Here is a 22,385-nt window from a genome sequence, read left to right on the forward strand (position 1 = left end):
CGTAGTAGGGAAAATGCTGAGCTGCACGTTTCAATTGAAAGCGTTAGTCGCTGAAATGATCGCATGTCTTATCGAGAAAGTGCGACAAGAGGCTTTAAGGGCATTTACTACCCATTATTCTTAGAAAGAAAAAAACAGGAGCTGTGATGATCCAAGAGCAGATTCAGACACAGGCTGTGCCGCAATCAAAAAGCATTCCTGCAAAAGCCTACTCTGTACTGGAAGAGTGGCTGAACAGTGTTAGTCATGGGGTTGGCTTTATTGCTGCTATCGTGGGTTTAGTATTTATGTTGTATCGAGCGGAGGATACGCTCGCGTTAACCACTGCAGCTATTTATGGCTCTACACTCATTCTGGTGTTTTTAAGCTCAACCCTTTATCACGCCATTTCCCATCAAAAGGCAAAGGGATGGCTTAAGCTATTTGACCACAGCGCAATATACTTATTGATAGCAGGTACTTACACACCATTGTTACTGGTTTCGATTGGTGGCGTGTTGGGTATTACTATGACCGCGATTATCTGGAGCTTGGCAATTGGCGGCGTGGCGTTTAAGCTCGTCGCGCAGCACCGTTTCCCAAAGGTATCCGTGATGACTTATTTGCTGATGGGATGGATTGCACTGGGTCTTATCTACCCTCTTTATGTCGCCCTTCCCGGTGCTGGCCTATGGTTATTGGTAGCAGGCGGGCTGTGTTTCAGTGTAGGCGTGTGCTTTTACGTGGCAAAAAAGGTAAAGTACACCCATGCAATTTGGCACATGTTCGTGATTGGCGGATGTAGCTGCCACTACTTTTCAATTTATTATTTTGTCGTTTAACAAAAGGCCCAAATTAAGCTGCTATGCCAAAACCATGTAAAAACTTATGCTAACAAACAAGCAAGACGCTGAGAAAAAGCAAGACAGCACTACGTTGACACCAGGTATTGCGTGGTTTTCACTACACGCAGGACAAATATGCTTGGGTAAAAAGCCCGTTGAAAGTGACTTTGAACGCCTTAAGTCACTGGGTGTTACCCATATTGCAACGGTTCAGACCAGTGAAGAACATGCGCCAGTTATACGCGACAATTCTGTCGCAGTTGGGCTAGAGTGGCTATGGGTTCCCTTTGTACATCCATCGTCAGAATCGCCTACTGAGGATACGCATCTGCATCAATACCTTCATGAACTATCTCAAATGTTGACCGAAGGAGCGAAGATATACTTACACTGCGACGGCTCACAGCACCGCTGTAGCCTTTTATTCTATGCACTTTGCCACTATTGCCGTGTTCCATCTAATAGCGCTTACAATGCGCTGCACAGCTTTGGCGCTAGTGCGGCAAATAACCTTAAGAGATCTGAACTCACATGGGCAGCAGAATTAGGGCATATTGCACCTAAAATGTAGGCCAATAAAAAGCGCGCCTTCGTTATCAACGTTCATTAACGAAGGCGCGCGTGCTGTTTTAACAAAGCAAAGCGCTCATAAGTGCGCCGAGCTTATTTATTTAAAACTGATAAATATTAGCGTTGGTGAGAAGTTTATTCGCGTCTATTTTTTCTTGAACACAGCGCACTATATCAGCACGAGTAAATACATAAATTCGGTCTTTGCGCTCGCGACTCTCGTCCATCTCAAAATCTTTCAGCACCATGCTGATATGTTCATTTTCCGGCAGACCGCGCAAGCCTGACCCAAATCTGCATAAGGTCTCGCTCATGCCCGACTCAAAACCGGCCAGAAACGTTTTGTAAGCTTGCTGCTGCTGCGCTTTACGCGCCTCCATTTGTTTAGTCTGCTCTTTTTCAATTGCTTTAAGCTCATCCTTCATGCTTTTTTCTTTCGCTTCTAATTGCTTAAGCTGCTCTCCAGACTGCTCTTTTTGCGCGAGTAATTCTTTTTTTCGCGCCTCGTCAGCGTGACGCAATTCAAAGGTAATATCTCGCAGTTCACGCTCTACTTCTCTTGCTTCCCAGGCAAGTTCACGCTGCATGTTGCGCAAGTCGCGTAAGCGACTATTGTTGTCAGCAAACGCCTGAGAAAAATGATGGCTGGTTTCTTCTGCGTAAGCTTCCCACTCTCTGGCTGCTTCAAACACAATGTCATCTACATCACTAAACGAATTTGCAGACGGAACTGGTGGTGCAGGCGGTACAGGTGGTACGGTGGCAACTAATCCTTCTACCAGCGTTTCTATCTCTCGTACCCAGTTACCGCTTTGGCCTCTTACTGAAAAAGTAAATACCGCCCCCTGCCCAGCAAGATAGCTGGTTTCAATTTGACTCACTCTCCAAGAATCAGTCGCGGCATTTTGTCGTAAGGACGTTTTGAGTACCCCAGACATTATTTCTAATTCATTTGATAGCGTGTCATATTTTTGCGTACTTTGTGCGTTCGCAAGACCACCAGCAGCAGAGCAAAGTAGTAAAGCAGTTAATAAACGTTTCATAATTTCACCTAATTACATTAATCATCTAGCGACGACTGTGGATTGTTTGTTTCATACGGCATGGTTAATGGCACTTCAGAACGGCTGTTAGATAAACTTACCGCGCTGTACCCTAATTCAAGGTCATCAATTTCATCCTGTAGACGCGTAAATTGGCGTGCATAGAATCTTTGATCGTCAATACGCTGCTCGTTGATAAATTTAATAAGCTCGGCAAAGTCGTGTTTGCGTTCTTCTCTACTCGACGCTAACAAGTACTTAGTAAGCTCTGCACTGCTTTGTTGCTGCTGTGTAGATAGCGCCTGAGCGTATTCTTTGAATAGTGTTTGGTTTGCTTGTTGATAGAAATCACGTTGCTCACCTAAAGCTTTAGCAACTTCTTGTGTCACGCGCTGCTCCACCATTTCATCCACTGTGTTGACGCCATTGTTTGAAAACGTAAGCGCTACACCGTTATCGCTATATGACAACTTAGCGCCAGTAAGTACGGCTAACAGCGCACAGGCTGACATGGCCATGGCACACCCTGGCAAGCTCAACCAAGACGAAAGCGAACGAGGTTCATCTTTCTTAAAAAAGGTCTGTTCTTTGGCCCATTGGGGAGGCGCCGGAGCAACGAAGCTTGCTCTTGCGCTGTTCAAACGGGCGCTATTTTCTACCGCCTGCGCAAATTCAGCATCTGCTTCGCACAACGCGTTAAACTGCTTTTCTTGCTCGCTATCAAGCGAGTTGTCCAGATAAGCTGAGAATAAGGCTTCTTTGTCATATAAGGTCATTATTCCAACTCCAACTTCAACTTTGCCAAGGCTGCGTAAAGTCGCGACTTAGCGGTATTTACTGAGATATCCATTTGCTGTGCAATTTCTTCGAACGTGAAGTGGCCGAAGAATTTCAATTCCACCACCGCCTTTTGGCCCAAAGGTAGGGTCTGCATAGCCTGCGTTAATGCTCTACTCTCTCTGTCGCTATAAAGCTGCATTTCAGGGCATGGCGCACCGCAAAGTGGCGCCTGTATATCGTTAATGTCAGAATGCGGCTTTCGCTTGCGATACAGTTCAACGCAGCGACAGTGGGCAATGCGATAGAGCCAACTTTTAAAACTGCCCTCACCTTTAAAACAGGCAAGACTGCGAAACACAGAGATAAAAATCTCCTGCATTAAATCTGCTGCATCATGGCTATTCCCTGTCATTCGAATACCGTATTGATACATAGCGGTTTCGTAGCGAGATATAAGCGTAAACCACGCTTTTTTATTACCCTTTAATGCCTGTTCCACGAGTTTTTCATCTCGTTTATTAAACACGCCGTTCCCCGTTTTTACGCTCTGTTTTTTACTTAACCATTAAGTCGATAAGCTTTGCAAAAAAGTTTGTTTAATTGATAAATAAATTGTCATTTAGGGAATAACGCCAATGAAACTGTGCTTTAAGCGATGGATGAAGAACTTCTTTGGGGTTGGTGCACAAGACAATAATTGATGTCAGCAATAAAAAAGCGGCTGAACCTATAGGCTTAACCGCTTTAGATAAATATGAAAGGTAGCGCGCTCAGCGCCAAGGTTATTTTAACGTGGGAATAGGCAACAGTGGCGAGATAATTTCACCGATACGACGAAACAGCTGCATACGCGTAGTGCCTGAACGCCATACTAAGCCAATCTCACGAAACCCCTGCTCTTCAGCGGGGAAGCTCTTAAGACCCGTGTGCTCAAGAATAGACTGGTTTATCGCAAGTTCAGGTAAGAAGGTGTAGCCCATTTTGCTATTCGCTAATTGCACCAAGGTATATAAGCTGCTTGCCGCTACGCTGCTAATTTGGTCGCTGTGCTGAAGATTGCACGCACTTACCGCATGCCCGGTCATACAGTGCTCTTGCTGAAGTAAGAAAATACTCTTTTTCGGCAAGGTTGAAATGTCGACAGGATTAGGTAGTTGCTCAGCCATATCTTTGTGCGCTATAAGATGGAACGGGTCATGCCCTAAGACCATCTGTTTACACCCTGGTGTTTCCATTGGCAACGCTAGAATAAGTAAGTCTAATCTGCCGTCGGTCAATTGCTGTAGCAACTTCTCCGTCGTGTCTTCCTGCATTTCCAAGTTGATCTCGGGTAAAAATGCAGAAAACGCTCCCATCATGCCTTCAAAAAGAAACGGCGCAATGGTTGGAATAACACCTAATTTTAAGGTGCCTCGCTGCCAATTGCCTGCGTTTTGCGCATACTCAACCAGCTCTCCCGCTTCCTGAAGTAGCACTTTACTGCGTTCAACGATATCTAGTCCCAACGATGTAAACACAAAGGTTTTATGTTCACGCTCAAGAAGTTGGCTTCCGAAGTGCTCTTCAAGGTTCTGAATGGCCGTACTCAATGTTGACTGACTTACGTTACAGCGCTGTGCAGCACGGTGAAAATGTTGCTCTTGATGTAGCGTCACCAAATAGTGCAGGTGCTTAAGATTAGGCCATTTCATGGGCATCTCACAATTATTTAAAAAAGGATTAAAAAATATTGGATTAATCTAACATAAAGATTAAATAGCGCCTAGGGTTGATACCCATGGTTAACGAGAGCGATCTTCTATTATTCGCAGCTGTACGTACACAACATCTTAAAAAGAGGTAGATAATTCTGTTTATTGTGCAATCTATAAGAAGCTTTTGAGAATTTGACATTTCCCGCTGGAAAGCCCCCATAAGTAGCGTTAGGATTAAAGTTAAAGCATTATACGCAACATATTTTTACAGCGAAGTAAGACCCGCTCTTGTATCATTCAGTCAATAGAGCGATTAACTATTGAGGGCAGTATGAAAGGACATTATAAGAACATTTTATGTGTATTAAGCGACTCTCATCGTCAAGATGATACGGTAGCCCAAGCACTGCATATCGCCAAAGCGCATCAAGCCTCGCTTACCATTATGCTTTCGTTAGAATCTTTGCCGCCCAACGCCAGTATGGTCATGGAGTCTTTCTCTTATGTTGATTCTCAGCAAACCATGGAAACCCAAGCCCAGCATTGGTTAAAAGAACAAGCGGAAAGCTGGGGAAAACACTATCCTGTGTCTACCGCGGTAACGGTAGGTCAGCCGCTTATTGACGTTGTGCGTTATGTAAAAAAGAACAATATCGATCTAGTAATTAAACGGGCAGAAGAGAGCTTTCTAGATAAGTTATTCGGAAGCTTAGATATGCGTTTATTCCGCAAGTGCCCTTGCCCGGTTTGGATCATTAACCACAAGCCTCGCAGTCAGTACAAAAACGTAGTTGCAGCACTGGATTTGAACTATCACTATCCTCAACATGAAGTGTCTATTAGGCGCGAGCTTAATCGCGACATTTTGCGTCACGCAAGCCAAATAGCCTTGTTAGAATTTGCACAGCTGCACATTGTCCACGTTTTCGATGCGGTTCCTGAGAACATAGCAAGAGACGGGTTTATATCGGTTGATAACGACAGAATGGAAACCGATCTTGCAAAAATCCATGCCGAGCGTGAATCGGAACTAGACAAATTGCTTGAAGAACTAGGCAATGAATTGGATGACAATGTATTAGAGTATTTGAAACCTCAGAAGCACATTGTTCACGGTTACCCTCGAAGAGAAATTGCAGCCACTACCACATCCCTTGATACCGACATTATTGTTATGGGCACAGTGGCACGTTTAGGTGTGCCTGGCTACATCATGGGCGACACCGCAGAAGAAACTATCCATCAGCTTAAGTGCGCCGTTGTGGGTGTTAAACCCCGTGGCTTCGAAACGCCTATCTCTATTGATTAAAGAAAACATTCCACAAACAAAAAGGCCGTGCTTCACTTCAAGCACGGCCTTTTTTAATTCTTTTCGCTTAATACGAACGTTTGTAAGCGCTGTGTTTTACGCTACGCCAAACGACGCTTTAAGAATGTAGAAGAAAATAATCGAGAGGATTGCGCCTGCAGGCAACGTAACAATCCACGATACGACAATATTTCTCACAATGCCTAGGTTAAGCGCTGATACACCACGCGCCAGACCCACACCTAGTACCGCTCCTACAAGCGTTTGGGTAGTCGAAATAGGTAAACCCGTACCCGATGCGATAACTACCGTACACGCTGCAGCGAGTTCTGCTGCAAAACCGCGGCTTGGTGTTAAGTGTGTAATACCTTGACCAATGGTCTTGATAACGCGATGTCCAAATAGCGCAAGACCCGCAACAATACCTAAACCACCAAGAGGCAGGATCCAAGGTGCAAGTGTAGTGCTAGAGTTAATTTCGCCGCCACTACTTACTACGCTAACTACCGCAGCCAATGGCCCAATAGCGTTAGCTACATCATTTGAACCGTGGGCAAACGCCATACAACAGGCTGTTACTACCATTAGCAGTGCGAATACTTTCTCAACGTTAGCCGCCTGTAGGTCTGCATCTTCAGAACCGCTGAACTTCATACGGCCGATAAACCATTTACCCAAGAAGCCCAACGCTACGGCAATAGCAATCGCCAGCACATATCCGTTAACGGCACTTAGCTCTAAACCAACGTGCTTAAGGCCTTTCTTGATAGTAACAAGCGACATAACAAAGCCCGCTAACGCCATATAAAACGGCACATAACGCTTGGCATTTGCAAACGGTGAGGCTGTTTGGAAAATGAGCTTGTGCGCGCTCATGAAAATAAGATAAGCAATGATGCCTGAAATAGCTGGGGTTACTACCCAACTACCAACAATACCACCCACTTTGTCCCAAGCTACCGCGTCCATGCTGACGCCAGTTGCCGTAAAGCCGATGATTGCACCGATAATTGAGTGAGTTGTAGATACAGGCCACCCCAACCACGACGCTACTGCTAGCCAAATTCCCGCTGCAAGTAGTGACGAGATCATGCCTAATACAAGGTATTCAGGTATGTCTATGAAATAGGTTGAGTCGATAATTCCTTTTCGAATAGTAGACGTTACTTCACCACCTGCAAGGTAGGCACCAGCAAACTCAAATATCATTGCAATGATAATAGCTTGTTTTATGGTTAAAGCTTTAGAACCTACTGACGTACCCATTGCGTTGGCAACGTCATTCGCTCCAATACCCCATGCCATGACGAAACCAACGCCAGCGGCAAGGATTATAAGAATTAGGCCATAACTTTCAAAAAATTCCACGGATAATCGCTCCCGATCTAAACGCGATTTAGGCTGGACGCTACTTGAGTAAGTAGCATGATCTCTTCACCCCAAAGGCTAGAGAAAGAAGTTAAAGACAAATTGTGTTTTATCATAAGGTTCGATTAAATTTTGCACGATCTGTTCTTGGCTGCGGCGCATGATAACGTAATCATCTTAGAAGCCATAGCGAAAATCACTGAAAAACGATAAAAGTATGCGGAATTATTTGAATACGATGATAAAACCACCAAATATTTCAGTTTTATGACAAATAAATTTCACAAACATCCATATTAGGTTATTGAAACGCAAAATCGTGCTGACCATTTGGACAGGATCACGTCAAATCTTCCAATTTTTGCTGCATATTTTCCAGCGGCGTATGCCTTACATCTGTACCGCGAGTAAGATAAACCACATACTCACACACGTTTTTGCATCTGTCACCTATTCGCTCTAATGAACGCATTGCCCACAACACATCTAGCCAATCCTGCATATCGTCGGTGCTTTTTTGCATTTCGGACGTGGTATATGACAGTAACCGTTTATATTCACTGTCTATGCGATTGTCTTGGTCATACACTTCTAATGCAGCAGCCTCATCTTGACGGGCAAAAGCATCGAATGTGCCACGCATCATGGCGGCTACCCTTTCACCAATAAGCAACATACTGCTCTTGATGGTATCTGAGCTTGGCAACTTATTGCGCGTTACTAGTTTGGCTATACGCTCGATTTCATCGCCCATTCGCTCTATATCGGTAATGGCTTTGGAGATGGTCATAATTAAACGTAGATCGCTGGCGGTAGGATGACGTTTTGCAATAATGCGCAAGCACTCTTCGTCAATTTGAATTTCCATGGAGTTAATTTTTAAGTCGTTCAACACCACTTTTTCAGCCAGAGCGGCATGATTGTGCTTTACCGCTTTTAACGTATCCACCAGCTGCTGTTCAACTTCGCCCCCCATGGTTAATACCGAGTTACGCAAGTTTTCCAACTCGATATTAAATGTACCCGAAATATGCGTGTTTAAGGCTACCTGTCGCATGGTGTTTTCTCCTCGCGGCGTAAGCATAACGAATAACGACAATCAATCGTGCCGCTACCTGTGGCAGAACTATCGTGACAAACCGCTACGTCTTGCCAAACTTCAGCATTGCGGTACAAACCCATGTGAGAACACACACCTACTGCTACCTTATCCATATCGCCCCGTTATATAATCTTCGGTTTGCTTTTTATCAGGCATGGTAAATAGCGTGTCGCTGTCTGCATATTCTATCAGCCTGCCCTGATGGAAAAAGGCGGTGTAATCGCTTACCCGAGCCGCTTGCTGCATGTTGTGCGTTACAATAATAATGGTGCATTGCTTTTTTAACGCATCCATCAGTTCTTCGATAAAAAGCGTGGTCAATGGGTCAAGGGCTGAGGTGGGTTCATCAAGAAGTAGTATGTCGGGTTTTAATGCCAGCGCTCTTGCAATCACCAAACGCTGCTGCTGACCGCCAGATAAAACATGGGCGGATTCAAATAAACGATCTTTAACCTCGTCCCAGAGCGCCGCCTGTTTGAGTGCACCTTCCACTGCGTCGTCTAAGTGTCGGCGAACTTTTACACCTTGAAGCTTAAGCCCATAACACACGTTTTCGTATATGCTCATAGGAAAGGGGTTGGGGCGTTGAAAAACCATGCCCACATTCGTTCTTAGGCGTGACACATTTACTTTGCGGCTATTGATGTTTTGCCCATCAATAATAATCTCACCATCATATTTGCAGCCGTCATACAAATCATTAAGGCGATTGAAACAGCTAATGAGTGTAGATTTACCGCAACCACTTTGACCAATTAACGCTGTAATTTTGTTTTTTGGGATCCGCATGCTGATGTCATTCAACACATGCTTATTGCCAAACCACAGGTTGAGGTTTTTAACCTCTACCGCGGTTTGCTCTTCACTAATGTCGTTAACGTTTAGCGTATTGTGTTCAAACAACTTCAACATGTTACAAAACCTGTATTATCCTTTGAGATAGCGTTTGCGCAGACGCGTTCTTAGTACAACGGCCAAAATATTTAATACGAACACCACGACAAGTAAAAGCAAGCAAGCGGCAAACATCATACTTGCGCTTTTCCCATCGGTTTGGCTATGAAACGCTCCGTCATAAATAAGCACGCCTAAATGCATAAACTGTCTATCAAGATGGAGATAAGGAAACTCTCCATCTATGGGCAGCGTGGGTGCAAACTTAACCGCACCAACTAACATGAGTGGCGCTACTTCACCTGCCGCCCTCGCAATCGCCAGAATTACGCCAGTCATAATACCAGGAGACGCGATTGGCAGTACGGTACGCACAATAGTTTCAATTTTGGTTGCCCCTAACGCGTAACTGCCTGCTTTTAACCCTTCCGGCACTCTGCGCAAGCCTTCTTCAGTCGCCACAATCACCACAGGTAAAGTTAATATTGCCATGGTTAAGGCCGCCCAAAATACACCAGGGCTTCCCATTGTGGGTGCTGGCAATGTTTCACTGAACAATAGCTCGTCAATGCTGCCGCCCAAGGTGTAAACAAAGAAACCAAGCCCGAATACGCCGTAAACAATAGAAGGTACACCTGCCATATTGCTCACACTGACACGAATAATGGTGGTAAGCGCTGTGTTAGGTGCATATTCGCTCAAGTAAATAGCGGCTAATACACCAAAGGGCGTTACGATGATGGTCATTAAGAATACCATGAGTACAGTGCCAAACAACGCGGGGAACACGCCACCTGAGGTATTCGCTTGTTTAGGGGAGTCGGTGAGAAACACACCAATTTCCGAAAACGCCACCTGCCACTTTTCCCATGTACTTAGACGACTGACAAAATCCACATCTTGAATACTAGCAATGGGTATAACAAACGGCGTTCCGTCTGCAAAACTCACCAATAAGGTATACTCAGCTCTTGTTGCTTCCAACGCCACCACACGTTTTTGGTATTCGCCAAATGATGCGACTAAACGCTCTCTTGCTGGCGCGTCGGCGACAACGTTGCGTTTATCAAACTGAGATAGTGCTTCGTGAATAGGTGCAAGGTGCTGCGTATTCAAATCTTCAATTTGCGCGCTTATTTGAGCCACTTCCTCTAGCACAGTATCAATATTGTTAAGAGGTTGAGCCGGTTTTGAGGGCACGACGATGTATTCAGGAATTGCCAACACACGCCTGCCGTCTAAAAGTTTTATTTCTGCGCTTTCGTTTGCAAGTCGCGGAGTATCTATTTCATCTCTAGATATCTGAACTTGAAAGCCATAAGGATGCTGGGCATCTGAATACTTAAGGGTGACATCCTCGCTGGCGGTTTCATCAAATAGGTTCGCAAGTACCGAGAACCTTGTGCCGTCTTGATGTGTACCGGTGACCGTATAGATGGGTTCTGGCCAAAAATATGCGGTACCGCGAAAACTAATCAGTATAAGAATGCTAACCAGCGCAATAAGCAGTAGGCTGGTAAAAAAAGCCGTTAAGCTAATAACTAACGATTGCCGCTGTACCGCACTTAATCCAAACATGGTCCCATTAACCATAGTACGCCCTACTTCTAATACGCTGCCGCAATAGCTCTGCCATGGTGTTAACTAAGAAGGTAAACAGGAACAAAATACACGCGGTGAAAAATAGAATTTGATAATGCGCCGATGACACATCTGCTTCTGGAAGTTCGATTGCCAAGTTAGCAGTAAGTGCTCGCAAACCTTCTATCAAGCCCCAGCTGGAGATTGGCGTATTTCCCGTCACCATTAGTACTATCATAGTTTCACCAAACGCGCGGCCAAAACCTAGCATTATCGCGGCTACAATACCCGGTAGTGCAACATGAAGAACAACATGAAGTAAGGTCTGTAGTCGTGTGGCGCCTAAAGCAAAAGAGGCGTGTTTTAAATCATTTGGAACGCCGTTTATGGCATCTTCAGCAAGGGAATAGATACTAGGTGATATGGCCACACCTAACGCTAACGCTACCACTATAGTCGTTTTCCCGATGGGACTATCGGACTCGGCCGCAAGCATTGTAAACCCGTCTACCCCCATTATCGAGAAAATAAGCGAAGGCGCATACTCCACGCTAATAAAACCTAAAAGGAACACTCCGTTTATAGCAAATAGTAGCTCTGCTCCGTGTCTTAGCTTCTTTGGTAAGTATTCCGCAACAGGGCGCTGTACCAGGGCAACGACAATAAGCACAAAAGGGATAACGATTAGGAAAAAGGCAAAGGAAAATAAAAACTGCTCAGCTTTTGGCGATAACCAAATGGCTGCGATGAAGCCAATAAGTACACTGGGAATCGCTTCGAGCAATTCGATAGCCGGCTTAATAACGTTGCGAAGGCGGCTTTTAGCAAAAAACGCGGTGTAAATTGCGGCACCGATAGCAACCGGAATAGCAATAAGCAGCGCTAAAAGAGAGGCTTTAATACTGCCTATTAATAGCGGCGTTAAGCTAAATTTTGCCTCTTGGAAATCAGAGGCACTGGTGGTTTGCCATACGGTTTCTTCCGTTTCATACCCTTCGTAGTGCTGCGGTTCAAACAGAGAGGCCCATGTAGTAACGCCGCTTAAGTGCCTGCCTTCCCATACTGATAAGGTGCTATCTGAATAGCCATAAAGCTTATTGCCGTACCAAATGATATGCTCAGCTGAACCTTCTGTTTGTTGTGACGCCACTACATCGCCAGACACACGGTTTACCAGCAGTACTCTTGCTTTATCGGTCAATACAGCCACTAAGTTCATACTGGCATGTTCTGCCACATCCTTAACGTTCTCTCCTGGTAACGCTACTTGGTAGGTTTGTTCAAAGGTAAGGCCTTTATCGCTTTTGCTCAGCACCCAGCGAGTAAGTGCCTGTGTATTGCTGTTCATTAGGAAAAAGGTGCGGTCTTTAGCAAGTGGGAATACAATCTTCTCATCTAATGACGCTGTGATGTTTCCTGCTATTGGCAGTAGTGACGCCCCTTCATCCGTGAGCCTATTAAGGTAAAGCGCATCATCCACTTGGAGTAACACGCTCTGGCTGCCAGGTAACAATACGAGTCTGTCTATATTATGAAACCGTTTATCCACCACTTGTGTAGGACGAAGCCGATTTACCCAACGGATAAACACTTTATTGTCTTGAACGATAGAAACCACTGCCCATTTTGAAGACAGTGCAATGCTCCAGTCACTGCGTCTCTCCCACTCATCTTTGGGAAGCGCGAACGTAATGCTGTTCGACAACGCCGCTTGCGGCGTACTTGTGGCAATATCCTCTGCGCTACCGTCGGTCATGTTGAACGATCTAACCGGTAAAACTCTCACTTGGGCGTTGGGAGAAACGTCTACGATATAGTTCTCTCCCATCACACTGTGGGAAGACAGCCTATGCTCGCAAGGACGAATATAATCGTGATTACTTACCAGAGCATCGCCTTTAAGCAACTTTAATCCCAATCGACAGTCAGACTTCCTAACCAGCATTGGCTGACTGTTAATGATGTCGCCTGCGCTGATAATTTTTTCATTATCTGGCGTTTTCAAGCTCAACAGATGATTTAAGCTAGGGGTATATGCCAACGGCAGAGCTTGGCTGATTAGATGGGTAATAAGAATAACTAACGTCAACAAAACAAGGCCGCCAAAGCCGGTCACTACATAGCGTGACCACCTGTCGCTTCGCTGGCGTTTTTTGTTTGTGCTGTTGCTGTCGAAAGTCATGCGGCTGTTTAGTAATTCTTATTTTCGAAATTCTTCATTTTTAAGAAGAATAATCCTAAATTGCACTGGTGAGCAGTGTAAGTTTTGTTATGCTAATAGCAAGTGAAAGTTTAAAGCATTACCTTCGCGCAACCTACTCTGCGCCTATGGTATTACCCAACAGGAAGACGATCAAAGTTTTTCTCTACACGCCCAATAAGGAGCATCGTATGCAATCATTGGTTATAAGCATTATGGGTAAAGACAAGCCGGGTTTAGTAGACGCACTGGCTAAGTGTGTATACAAACATGAAGGCAACTGGCAAGGGTCGAGCTTTGCGCATATGGCGGGAATGTTCACCGGTTTTGTAGAAGTACATGTTGCCGATGAGAACAAACAGGGCTTAATCGATGCGCTAGACGCCATTAAAGATTTGTCGGTGCAATCTGTAGCGGTAGCGAGCAGTGAAAATAATAACACCACCAAATTGACGGTTGATGTAATGGGCAATGACAAAACCGGAATTGTCCAAGAGCTTACCTCTGTTTTAAACCAGTTCAATTTGAATATTCTCACCTTTGCTTCACACTGTGAAAGCGCGCCTAACTGGGGCAGCCTGATTTTCAAAGCAAAAGCAGAAATTGCGGTGCCAGAAGATTTTGACGACGGCGCACTGCAAGACTCACTGGAGTCGTTGGCTAACGATTTGGTGGTGGATATTACCGCGAAGCGATAAAAACAAGGGCGTATTTGTGGTGCCATACACTATCCCGTGCATCACAATTACGAACTCATCATATTGAAAGTTAATGGAATAACCACAACGCATTGCGTGCGCACTTGCACCAGAATACGTGTTGTCACAGTAGTGTCACTGACTGATGGCAGTCTTTGACCATTTTTATAAACGTGAATTGAGAAATTATGGATAACGACGTTTTATATTATCCCAAAGAATTAAGCTGGCTTGCGTTTAACGAGCGCGTGTTGCAAGAAGCCGCAGATAAAAACAACCCCGCCGTAGAGCGAATTCGTTTTCTTGGTATTTACTCAAATAACCTTGATGAATTTTATCGCGTACGCGCCGCCGACGTGAAGCGACAAATTACCATTGCGCAAAATGACGGCAATGAAGAAGAAGCTGAGCGCCAAACGGCCCTAATGGCACAAATTCAAAAGAAAGTTGTTCAGCTCTCTGAAAAGTTCGATCAAATTCATAAGGAAGTAGTTAGATCCCTAGCTCGCTACAATATCCATATCCTTCGAAAAGACGATTTAGACGATTATCAAAAGCAGTGGGTGCGCAACTTCTTCGTTAACAAAGCACTGCGTCACATTGCACCTATTCTAATAGATAAAAAAACCGACCTACTTAGCCGTTTAAACGGAACGTCGGTGTACTTATATGTTGCGCTTAGAAGAAAAGAACGCAACCCTAAGTTCGCGGTTATTCAAGTTCCTACCTCTGAAATGTCGCGCTTTATGCTGATCCCTCCGCAGAAAAGCCGTAAGAAAAAGAACATTATTATGCTCGACGACATGATTCAGCTGTGTATTGAAGACATTTTCCGCGGTTTCGTAAAATTCGACGAAATTGAAGCTTTCTCATTTAAGATGACCCGCGACGCAGAATACTCTATTAACGAAGAAATTGACGAAAGCTTCGTTGAAAAGATGTCTGAAAGTATGAAGCAGCGCCTAATTGCAGAGCCTGTGCGTGTTATTTACGACACGAACATGCCTGAAGACATGAGATCAGACTTGCGCAAGCGCCTTAAGATCACCAAGCTTGATACCATGCACGCAGCTGGGCACTACCGTAACTTTAAAGACTTTATTGGCTTCCCTAACGTAGGTCGAGAGTATTTAGAGCACGCGCCGCTGCCTGCTATCGACAGTAAAGCTTTCTCTAAGTACAACACTGTTTTCGATGCCATTACTGCACGAGACATACTACTGTACTACCCGTACCATCGCTTCCTGCACTTCACCGAGTTTTTGCGTCAGGCGGCCTTCGACCCCAATGTTAAAACCATACGTATTAATATTTATCGTGTTGCCAGTAATTCACGTATTGTAAACTCGTTGATTGACGCGGTAGACAACGGTAAAAAAGTAACCGTAGTGGTAGAACTTCGCGCCCGTTTTGACGAAGAAGCAAACATTGAATGGTCTAAGCGCATGACCGATGCAGGGATACGGGTTGTACTTGGCGTGCCTACCCTTAAAATTCACTCTAAGCTGTGTATTGTGACCCGTGAAGAACGAGGCAGTTTAGTGAACTATGCGCATTTCGGTACAGGCAACTTCAACGAGAAAACAGCAAAGATCTATACCGACTACAGCTTATTCACCCGTAATCAAGAACTCGCCGATGAAGGGGTGGCGGTATTCGATCTTATTCAGTACCCTTACCGACGCTACAAGTTCCAGCATCTTCAAATATCGCCATTAAACGCCAGAACCAAAATTCAGTCGTTAATTCGTCAAGAAATTCAGCATTTGAACCAAGGCCAAAAGGCACAAATCACTTTCAAAATTAACAACCTTGTTGATAAAGAACTCATTGATGATTTGTACCGGGCTAGCCAGGCGGGGGTTAAGATCCGCGGTATAGTGCGCGGTATGTGCTCACTTAATCCAGGGATAAAAGGAATAAGCGAAAACATCGAAATTATCTCTATTGTTGATAGATTTCTCGAACACCCTCGCGTGATGATTTTTGAAGGTGGCGGCGATAGAAAAGTGTATATCTCTTCTGCTGACTGGATGACCCGTAACATGGACAACCGCATTGAAGTAGGTTGTCCAGTGTATGATAAAGGTCTTCAACAGCGTATTGTTGATATAATGGAGCTACAATTTAAAGATACCCTGAAGGCTCGAGTGATTGACAAGGATCAGAGCAACAAGTACGTTCGCAGGGGAAATCGTAAAAAACTTCGTTCTCAGATAGAAATTTATGACTATTTGAAGAAGCTAGAAGACACTTTGTAGGATAGAAAATTAGTACATGACCCAGCACGAATCAGTTTTTAATGACGTGGAAACCCGCGAAGTCAATAAAGTCGCAGCACTAGACATTGGCTCAAATAGTTTTCACTTAGTAGTAGCACGCATTGTTGCTGGGTCTGTGCAGATTCTGCATAGAGTTAAACAAAAAGTTCGCTTGGCCGAAGGTCTTAACGACGACGATATCTTGTCTGATGAAGCGATGGAGCGTGGGCTTGCTATGCTAAAAGTAGTAGCAGAGAGCCTGAAAGGTTTTGAGCCCGACTCCGTGAGAATTGTCGCCACCCACACGTTGCGCAGGGCGCGTAACGCCCGCGATTTTATCAGCGCAGCAAAAGATATCCTTCCCTACCCTATCGAAGTCATTTCTGGTGTAGAAGAAGCACGACTTATTTATTCAGGCGTTGCACATACTAACCACTCCGACGGCCAACAGCTGGTTATTGATATAGGCGGTGGCTCTACTGAGTTCGTTATTGGCGAAGGTTTTACGCCTTTACTTTGCCGCAGCCTTCAAATGGGCTGCGTAAGCTATACCAAACGGTTTTTCCCTGACGGTGAGCTAAAGCCAAAAGCCTTTGATCGTGCTATCACGGCTGCACAGCAAGAGCTTGAGTTAATAGATAATAAATATCGCAGACTGGGCTGGGTCCAGTGTATCGGTACGTCTGGTACCATTCGTTCGCTGTTTACACTTTGTCAGCAAGACAGACCCAATGGCCACGATATTCCGGTGACACTTAAAAGTTTGCGCAATTTAATGAAGCAATTCATAAGCGCAGGGCATATAGACAAATTAAGCTACCCAGATTTAAGTGAAGATCGTCGTGTGGTTATTGCTGGCGGCCTCGCTATTCTTATCGCCGTTTTCAAAGCGCTAGAAATTGAAGGCTTGGTGTACTCGCCTGCCGCCTTGCGCGAAGGCGTGCTTTATCAGATGGAAGATGAGCTTCATCACGCTGATATTCGCGGCAGAACCGCGAGTAGTTTGGCAACCCGCTACGATGTAGATACGTCCCAAGCCACTATGGTGCTTAATACAACCCTTTCACTTTTCAACGATGTTGAAAAAGCATGGAAACTTAAAGGGCGTGACTTTAAAAGCATGCTCGGCTGGGCAGCTTTACTTCATGAAGTCGGCATGCAAATTAACTCTCGAGGCATACAAAAACACAGCGCCTATATTCTTGGTAATGTGGACATGCCTGGGTTTACGCAGGAACAACAATTACTGCTAGCTACGCTCGTACGATTCCATAGAAAGAAAATTCGAACCAATGAATTGCCCTCATTTAATCTTTTCGATGAGCAGTCGGTTAAGCATTTAATCGCGTTACTGCGTTTGGGTGTACTGCTTAATATTAAACGCCAAGAGTGTTTCGTACCTGACCTCGTTGTTAATGTAGAAAAGAACGAACTGACCATTACCTTCCCCGATGGCTGGTTAGATGAAAAACCTATTATCTCAGCTGACCTACTGCGAGAAAGCCACTACTGGAAAGCGCTTGATTTAAAACTCACAGTTGTTCCTGATATCGAGCAATTACATCCCGCGGTAGAATAAGCAAGTACCGACTATCAACACCTCAAATTGAACAATTTATAGGCAAATATCAGTATTATTTGCCTATAAAACCGGTATACTACGCATTAGCATTACCTTATCTAAAATCTCCAATTGACGTTATTTTTATAGGTTCTTAACAGTAGTTATGTTTCGTAGTATCTGGATTTTTTTGTTGCTGATTGTAAGTTCATTAGCCTTCGCATCGTCCAACCATGTCTACTTTCTAACCGAGGTCACCCCACCCTATTACTGGATTAATGAGGATGGAAAAGCACAAGGCGTCAACGTAGACCTCGCAAACGCACTAGAACCTCTGCTGCCATTTAGCAGTTCTACATGGACTCCCCCTTTGTCAAGCAATTGCACAATTAACAACATTGGATCGAACAGCAGCTCTACATTCGGCGTTTGATTAGTCTTTTTATGTGACTATCGCCCTGATGATGTTCGCATGGACATTGATCTCATTCGTTAGCCGGTATTTCTTACCAAAAAGCTAATCAGATTCTTAATATCCTCGGTTTGACCGTATTGTCATCGTGTGCCTTTGCTCAGACTTGGTAGGAAACTCTTATTAAAAGTTGATTCGATACTCTTGCTTTGATGTTAATAAAGCCCAGACTAGACGCGCATTCTTAGAAGCAAGTGCGACACAGGCTCGGCCGAATCCCCGTCGTTCAATGAGGTCTTTTATCCATAGACTGGTTTTATCGGTTTTGTGCTTGCACGCTGCGATGACGGAGCGGGCGCCGTGAATCAGTAGTGTTCGAAGGTATTTATCACCGCGTTTTGTAATCCTACCCAATCGAATATGACCACCTGTTGTGTATTGTTTTGGGACCAGCCCAAGCCATGCGCTAAATTGTCTGGCATTGTCGAACTGTTTGGCATCATTCACGCTGGCTACAATGGCCGTTGCACTGAGTTCACCAATCCCCGGTATGGTCATGATGCGTTTGGCTTGATTAGACTGGTTCGCGAGTCGATACAATTTCCTATCGTAATGAAGAATGTCCTTATTTAGCTCAAGTACAGACTGCCACGTTTCATCAATGAGCTCACGTGCCAGGTTAGGCAAATCATTTTCTGCATCTTCAAGAATGGTTTGGATAACTTTTTGGCCAGGATATCGACCTTTTGGCGTAGCGAAACCGAACTCTTCAAGTAGGCCTCGGATGCGATTGAGCCGTGCTGTTCTATCTTTGATTAAGCCTTGTCGTATTCGGTGGATACACAAAACAGCTTGCTGTTCTTGATTTTTATGAGATACAAATCGTGTGTTGGGCCGCGTCACGGCTTCGCATATTGCTCGTGCATCATTCGCATCGTTTTTTTCATTATGGCGATAGGGTACGACGAACTTCGGTGCCATGATTTTCACTGTATGACCGAGTGAAGACATTTTTCTAGCCCAATGATGGGCACCAGAGCATGCTTCAATACCGATGGTGCATGGTGATATGTGGCTGAGTGTCTCTAGTAGTTTGTGACGTTTGACGGTTTTCCGAAAGACAGGCTTGTCATGCTCGTTAACACCGTGGATACTAAAACTATATTTGGCTAAATCAATGCCAAGGACTTTAATATTCATATGGACTCTCCGCTTAGTTTTGAAACTGTTCAATTTCAATATGGCACAAAAATGCCAATTGAGTGGGGAGTCCATATCATTCGTTAGAGCACATGCCGTGGGCCCGTGCAGTACAAGAAACCCTCGACAATCCCAATCTGGTACTTCTATCTTTATTGAAAACACCGAACAGGGAAGATGAATTTGAGTGGATTTCATCAGTAAATCACATGCAAGCCTCGCTGATCCGCTTAAAGCAGAAAGAGACAGCACACGTCAATTCCTTAGACGACGCAAAGCAGTTCCGAGTAGGCTCAATACGCGGCTATGGCTCAGCATCGTTTTTGAAGCAAGAAGGTTTTGAAGAAAATAAAAACCTCGCTTTGGTTGCTGAGCCAGCACTACTGTGGAAGCTTTTGTATATGGGGCGCATAGACTTTGCATTAGCCAATTTTGAGACAGGAAAATATGAAATCAGCGACGCAGGCTTTAACCCTAACGACGCAACGAGCGAATATGTTATCGAAGCATTGGGTGCCGATCTTTTTGTTGCCACTGGCCTTAAGACTGAGCAAGACAAAGTAAGCTCACTTAAACATGCGCTTTCGATTTTAAAAGCGAATGGCGAATATGCTCGAATACTAAAAAAATGGGGCCTTGAACCGATTGAGTCGGCGCATTAGCCCCACTTAGTCTCAGCACACTAATTATTGAGCTTCAACTTGCGTACTTTGTGACTGCACGCTGTCGTATTTTTTAAACCACGCCAAGATATTTTCAACTTTACCAATCATTCTAGATGGCTTAGAAGCGATCCCGTGGGGCGATCCAGGTACTTTTACCAGCACGCTATCAACCTTTTGAATCTTTAACGCTTGATAGAACTGTTCGGTCTCAGACATTGGCGTGCGCTTGTCCTCCACTCCCGTGATCAGCATGGTGGGGGTCGTTACATTGCCTACTAGCGATAGCGGTGAGCGCTTCCAGTAGTGCTCTACATTATCCCAAGGCATACCCGGAAATTGGAAAGGGATTTGATATAGACCTGAATCGGCAGTCAGCACTTTCGATAACCAGTTGATAACGGGTTTAGCGACTACGGCTGCTTTAAATCGGTTAGTAAGGCCAATGGCATAGGCTGATGCAATGCCGCCTGCTGAACCACCAGTAATAAACAGTCGCTCTGGATCAGCGATGCCTTTTTCAATAAGCGCATCTACGCCCGACATATGGTCTGAGAAGTCATATTCCGAACTGTATTTCCCTTGAAGTAACAATGCAAAGCGTTCTCCATAACCTGTACTACCTCTGTGATTATCATAAAACACCACGTAGCCCTCTGCAGCCATGCGCTGCAGCTCGGCCGTGAAGACAGGGCCATAAGCGAGATTAGGTCCGCCGTGAATTTCTAAGATAAGCGGATACGTTTTCGAACTGTCATAGTTTGGCGGCAGAATGTACCACCCCTGGATTTCTTCGCCATCAATAGAAGACGGATAGACAATTTCTTTTACTTCGCCAAGTTGCTTATGACCTAGAACGTCTTCGTTTAGTGCAGTAAGCTGTCGCTCGTTTCGCGTAGTGACATATAAATCAGCGGGGCGATCGGTACGTCCTTTGGTATACGCCACTACATCATCAACAGCGTGATAAGTGCCAAACACATAAGGTCGTCCTAACGTAGTACCGCCCAGCCCCTTAGCTACGGCTTTTAAGCTGCCCGATAGCGATACCACATCCACCTGCGCTAAACCGCGAACCGACTGCTGAAAATAAACGTGCTTATTATCTTTCCAGTGGAAGTTAGACACTGAATTATCAATGTCTTTTGTTAAATTTTGAGCATCTGTACCATCACTCTTCATCACATATAAATAGCTATTTTTGTACATCACTTTTTCGTCATCGCGGCGTGCGTAAGCAATGTGCTTTCCGTCAGGCGATACGACAGGCGATGATTCAAGGCCTTTGTCGTTGGTAAGCTGTGCGATATTACCCATCATATCCACAGAAAAGATGTCCCCCTCAACAGGCTCATCCTCCCAATTGTCGCTGCGGTTGGCAGAGAAATAGATTTTGTCGCTATCAGGAGAGAAACTTAAGCGCCCATTGTGGTGATAGTTCCCTGAAGTAAGCTGTCGCGCTGTGCCTCCGTCAGCAGGAACAATAAAAATATGGGTGTAAGCAGGTTCAAGAATGCCTCGGCCATCGGCTTGATAGCGCGCTTTGGTAATATATTGAAAGCTAGGAGACCACTTTGCACCGTCAGGCTTTTTAGGCATTTTAATGTCTAGCGGCTTTTCCTTGGCATCAACGCTCATAGTGAAAGCAATGTGCTTACCATCTGGCGACCAAGTGATGTTACTTGGGTTTGAGGTGACATTTGTTACGAGTGCCGTTTGCCCTGTATCCATCCAACGCACATACAATTGCGGTTTACCTTCTTCATTAGAAAGGTAAGCCAATCGGCTACCGTCTGGTGACCAGCGAATAGAATAGTAACTCTTTTTCGACGACAGTAAGGGGCGGTGTGACTTTCCATCAACCGACGCTAGCCAGACGTTCGCTCGACTGCTGTCCGACATAATGTCGTTTGAACGGCGCACATACGCAACATATTTACCGTTTGGCGACACCTGAACTTCGCTCACGTATTCCAAATTAAAAATATCTTCCGATTTAAAATAGCGTTCAGAGTCGGTAGTAAGAGATTCACTCTCTTTGCTTGCAAGCGCTGTGGATGGCATAGCTAGCGTGCCTACGCTAAATAGTGCAGCCCATATAGCAAACCGTTTTTTGACTGACGGGTACCTGTGATTTCTCGTAAAAGACATATCTCACCTTAATCTATTTGTTCTTATCCGTTCTTTTTATGGGGTGATCACGTTGTAGTGATGCATTTATCGTCT

General features: G+C 44.8%; 19 protein-coding genes. 7 read left to right on the plus strand and 12 right to left on the minus strand.

Annotated elements, in window-relative coordinates; genetic code table 11:
- Nucleotides 1-146: 146 nt before the first annotated feature.
- Nucleotides 147-821 carry a hemolysin III family protein gene (locus KUL49_RS00815; protein ID WP_131135991.1) on the plus strand — a complete coding sequence of 225 codons (675 nt, stop codon included), beginning with the start codon at nt 147-149 and terminating at the stop codon, nt 819-821.
- A gap of 46 nt (nt 822-867) precedes the next feature.
- Nucleotides 868-1,395 (plus strand): hypothetical protein, encoded by a 528-nt coding sequence (locus tag KUL49_RS00820; RefSeq protein WP_131135992.1) that lies wholly within the window; start codon nt 868-870, stop codon nt 1,393-1,395.
- Nucleotides 1,396-1,495: 100 nt separating this feature from the next.
- Here KUL49_RS00820 and KUL49_RS00825 read toward each other — a convergent pair whose 3' ends face one another.
- The 4 genes from KUL49_RS00825 to KUL49_RS00840 all read right to left on the minus strand — a co-directional run bounded on the left by KUL49_RS00825 (nt 1,496) and on the right by KUL49_RS00840 (nt 4,908).
- Nucleotides 1,496-2,437 (minus strand): hypothetical protein, encoded by a 942-nt coding sequence (locus tag KUL49_RS00825; RefSeq protein ID WP_131135993.1) that lies wholly within the window; start codon nt 2,435-2,437, stop codon nt 1,496-1,498.
- Nucleotides 2,438-2,454: 17 nt separating this feature from the next.
- On the minus strand, nt 2,455-3,213 hold the full coding sequence (locus KUL49_RS00830) for a hypothetical protein (protein WP_131135994.1): 759 nt from the start codon (nt 3,211-3,213) through the stop codon (nt 2,455-2,457).
- Nucleotides 3,213-3,743, minus strand: a complete 531-nt coding sequence (locus tag KUL49_RS00835; protein WP_131135995.1) for an RNA polymerase sigma factor — start codon at nt 3,741-3,743, stop codon at nt 3,213-3,215. The genes KUL49_RS00830 and KUL49_RS00835 overlap by 1 nt, the downstream gene beginning before the upstream one ends.
- 256 nt (nt 3,744-3,999) lie before the next feature.
- Entirely contained in the window at nt 4,000-4,908 is a 909-nt protein-coding gene (locus tag KUL49_RS00840) for a hydrogen peroxide-inducible genes activator (RefSeq protein ID WP_014948406.1), read from the minus strand.
- 334 nt (nt 4,909-5,242) lie between these two features.
- Between KUL49_RS00840 and KUL49_RS00845 the strand changes: the two genes are divergently transcribed.
- Nucleotides 5,243-6,220, plus strand: a complete 978-nt coding sequence (locus KUL49_RS00845) for a universal stress protein (protein WP_131135996.1) — start codon at nt 5,243-5,245, stop codon at nt 6,218-6,220.
- 96 nt (nt 6,221-6,316) lie between these two features.
- On the opposite strand, the gene KUL49_RS00850 is transcribed toward KUL49_RS00845, so the two are convergent.
- The 6 genes from KUL49_RS00850 to KUL49_RS00870 form a co-directional block, all read right to left on the minus strand.
- Entirely contained in the window at nt 6,317-7,588 is a 1,272-nt protein-coding gene (locus KUL49_RS00850) for an inorganic phosphate transporter (protein ID WP_039224609.1), read from the minus strand.
- Nucleotides 7,589-7,928: 340 nt separating this feature from the next.
- On the minus strand, nt 7,929-8,645 hold the full coding sequence (gene phoU, locus KUL49_RS00855; RefSeq protein ID WP_014948403.1) for a phosphate signaling complex protein PhoU: 717 nt from the start codon (nt 8,643-8,645) through the stop codon (nt 7,929-7,931).
- Nucleotides 8,633-8,803, minus strand: a complete 171-nt coding sequence (locus tag KUL49_RS20745) for a hypothetical protein (RefSeq protein WP_155279921.1) — start codon at nt 8,801-8,803, stop codon at nt 8,633-8,635. Before KUL49_RS20745 ends, phoU begins: the two co-directional genes overlap by 13 nt.
- Nucleotides 8,796-9,602 (minus strand): phosphate ABC transporter ATP-binding protein PstB, encoded by an 807-nt coding sequence (pstB, locus tag KUL49_RS00860; protein WP_131135997.1) that lies wholly within the window; start codon nt 9,600-9,602, stop codon nt 8,796-8,798. The genes KUL49_RS20745 and pstB overlap by 8 nt, the downstream gene beginning before the upstream one ends.
- A gap of 15 nt (nt 9,603-9,617) precedes the next feature.
- Nucleotides 9,618-11,177, minus strand: a complete 1,560-nt coding sequence (gene pstA, locus KUL49_RS00865; protein WP_131135998.1) for a phosphate ABC transporter permease PstA — start codon at nt 11,175-11,177, stop codon at nt 9,618-9,620.
- Nucleotides 11,170-13,347, minus strand: coding sequence for an ABC transporter permease subunit (locus KUL49_RS00870; protein ID WP_131135999.1), 2,178 nt, complete (start codon nt 13,345-13,347; stop codon nt 11,170-11,172). Before KUL49_RS00870 ends, pstA begins: the two co-directional genes overlap by 8 nt.
- A gap of 209 nt (nt 13,348-13,556) precedes the next feature.
- Between KUL49_RS00870 and KUL49_RS00875 the strand changes: the two genes are divergently transcribed.
- The 3 genes from KUL49_RS00875 to ppx all read left to right on the plus strand — a co-directional run bounded on the left by KUL49_RS00875 (nt 13,557) and on the right by ppx (nt 17,903).
- Nucleotides 13,557-14,063 (plus strand): glycine cleavage system protein R, encoded by a 507-nt coding sequence (locus tag KUL49_RS00875; protein ID WP_014975755.1) that lies wholly within the window; start codon nt 13,557-13,559, stop codon nt 14,061-14,063.
- A 188-nt stretch (nt 14,064-14,251) separates the two neighbouring features.
- A complete protein-coding gene (gene ppk1 / locus KUL49_RS00880; RefSeq protein ID WP_131136000.1) occupies nt 14,252-16,324 on the plus strand; it encodes a polyphosphate kinase 1 in 2,073 nt (690 codons plus the stop codon).
- A gap of 16 nt (nt 16,325-16,340) precedes the next feature.
- A complete protein-coding gene (ppx, locus tag KUL49_RS00885; protein ID WP_131136001.1) occupies nt 16,341-17,903 on the plus strand; it encodes an exopolyphosphatase in 1,563 nt (520 codons plus the stop codon).
- A gap of 577 nt (nt 17,904-18,480) precedes the next feature.
- On the opposite strand, the gene KUL49_RS00895 is transcribed toward ppx, so the two are convergent.
- On the minus strand, nt 18,481-19,497 hold the full coding sequence (locus KUL49_RS00895) for an IS110 family transposase (protein ID WP_131136002.1): 1,017 nt from the start codon (nt 19,495-19,497) through the stop codon (nt 18,481-18,483).
- A 92-nt stretch (nt 19,498-19,589) separates the two neighbouring features.
- Here KUL49_RS00895 and KUL49_RS00900 point away from each other — a divergent pair, with 92 nt between their 5' ends.
- Complete coding sequence (locus KUL49_RS00900; RefSeq protein WP_242633685.1) at nt 19,590-20,159, plus strand: transporter substrate-binding domain-containing protein; 570 nt, start codon at nt 19,590-19,592, stop codon at nt 20,157-20,159.
- Nucleotides 20,160-20,183: 24 nt separating this feature from the next.
- Here the strand turns inward: KUL49_RS00900 and KUL49_RS00905 are convergent, their stop codons facing one another.
- Complete coding sequence (locus KUL49_RS00905) at nt 20,184-22,310, minus strand: S9 family peptidase (protein WP_131136003.1); 2,127 nt, start codon at nt 22,308-22,310, stop codon at nt 20,184-20,186.
- Between the last annotated feature and the right edge of the window lie 75 nt (nt 22,311-22,385).

This window comes from Alteromonas sp. KUL17 (assembly GCF_006538305.1).
In the GTDB taxonomy this organism is placed as follows: Bacteria; Pseudomonadota; Gammaproteobacteria; order Enterobacterales; family Alteromonadaceae; genus Alteromonas; species Alteromonas macleodii.